Source organism: Pseudonocardia sp. KRD291 (assembly GCF_019263595.1).
GTDB lineage: Bacteria > Actinomycetota > Actinomycetes > Mycobacteriales > Pseudonocardiaceae > Pseudonocardia.
Map to the genome: position 1 here is coordinate 1 of NZ_JADQDD010000522.1, position 1,403 is coordinate 1,403.

2 protein-coding genes are annotated in these 1,403 nt (G+C 72.8%); one reads left to right on the forward strand and one right to left on the reverse strand.

What is annotated here, in order from left to right; genetic code table 11:
- Positions 1-175 precede the first annotated feature (175 nt).
- Positions 176-739, reverse strand: coding sequence for an NUDIX domain-containing protein (locus tag I4I78_RS32370; RefSeq protein WP_308252485.1), 564 nt, complete (start codon positions 737-739; stop codon positions 176-178).
- A 119-nt stretch (positions 740-858) separates the two neighbouring features.
- Here I4I78_RS32370 and I4I78_RS32375 point away from each other — a divergent pair.
- The coding region (locus I4I78_RS32375; RefSeq protein ID WP_218615312.1) for a proteasome accessory factor PafA2 family protein at positions 859-1,403 on the forward strand (545 nt) is incomplete at its 3' end.

The following is a 1,403-nucleotide window of genomic DNA, read 5'->3' on the forward strand; positions in this document are numbered from 1 at the left end:
GGAGCGGGCCGAGACCGAGATGCTGACCATGGTGGTTCTCCTGCGTCCTGCGGGACTGCCGCGGACGGTGCGACGACGACGATGGGTGAGGTCCCGACGGTGGGCCCTTCCGGGGGTGTCGTCCCGCGACCCGCCGCGTGTTAACCGATCCAGACACCGGCTCGGGTGACGTATGTTACCCGTCCGTAAACCTGCTGTTCAGCCACCTCCGGGCGGCGGCGCGTCCGTCGGGCACGAACGGCCAGGACGGGTCGGCCAGGCGCGTGCGCAGCTCCTCGACCTCCATCCAGCCGCCCTCGGCGATCTCGCTCGCCTGGTGTGTGACCGGGCCGTCGGAGAAGGCCTGGTAGGCGAACACGTGGGCGCGCAGGCCGTGCGGGCCGGTGCCGGGCCCGGTGTCCGTGCCCTCGGCGCAGGAGTCCCAGCCCAGTGTGAACAGGTGCTGCAGGGGCACCCCGCTGATGCCGAGCTCCTCGGCCAGCTCGCGCTCCGCGGCGTCGTCCGGGCTCTCCCCGGCATCGATCACCCCGCCGGCCCAGCAGTCGTGCAGCCCGGCCATGACCAGCTTGTCGTCGGTGCGCCGGTGCACGTACACGCGACGGCCGTCGGTGCTGCGCAGGAGCGTGGCGGCGGTGCCGTGCCAGAGCGAGCGGGCGTAGACCTCGCCGCGCGCGGCTTCGCCGACCACGCGGCCCTTCGCGTCGTACACGGCGATGCGTTCCAGGGCGGGGTCGGGCACGGGCCGGATCATCGCATCGCAGGCGGCGCGACGTGGCCGGATCCACCGGCGTGCTCGGGGCGCGCGGTGCGCGATGGCGGTTAGTCTCGGCGGATGCACTCGCAGGGGGAGGCGGCAGCATGACCGCACGCCGGATCATGGGCACCGAGATCGAGTACGGCATCGCGGTGCCCGGGGACCCCACGGCCAACCCGGTCGTCACGTCGACGCAGGTGGTCCTGGCCTACGCCGCGGCCGCCGACGTCCCGCGCAACCGCCGTGCCCGCTGGGACTACGAGGTGGAGTCGCCGCTGCGCGACGCGCGCGGGTTCGACCTGTCGGCGCCGAGCCTGGCCCCGCAGCTCGACACCGACCTCGACGATCTCGGCGCCGCGAACGTCATCCTGACCAACGGCGCCCGGCTCTACGTCGACCACGCGCACCCGGAGTACTCGACGCCGGAGGTGCTCAGCCCGCGCGACGTCGTGGTCTGGGACAAGGCCGGCGAACGGGTGATGCTCGAGGCCGCGAACCGCGCCGCGACCGTGCCCGGGTCCCCGCGCCTGCAGCTCTACAAGAACAACGTCGACGGCAAGGGCGCGAGCTACGGCTCGCACGAGAACTACCTGATGGCCCGGTCCACGACGTTCCCGTCGATCGTCGGCGGGCTGACGCCGTTCTTCGT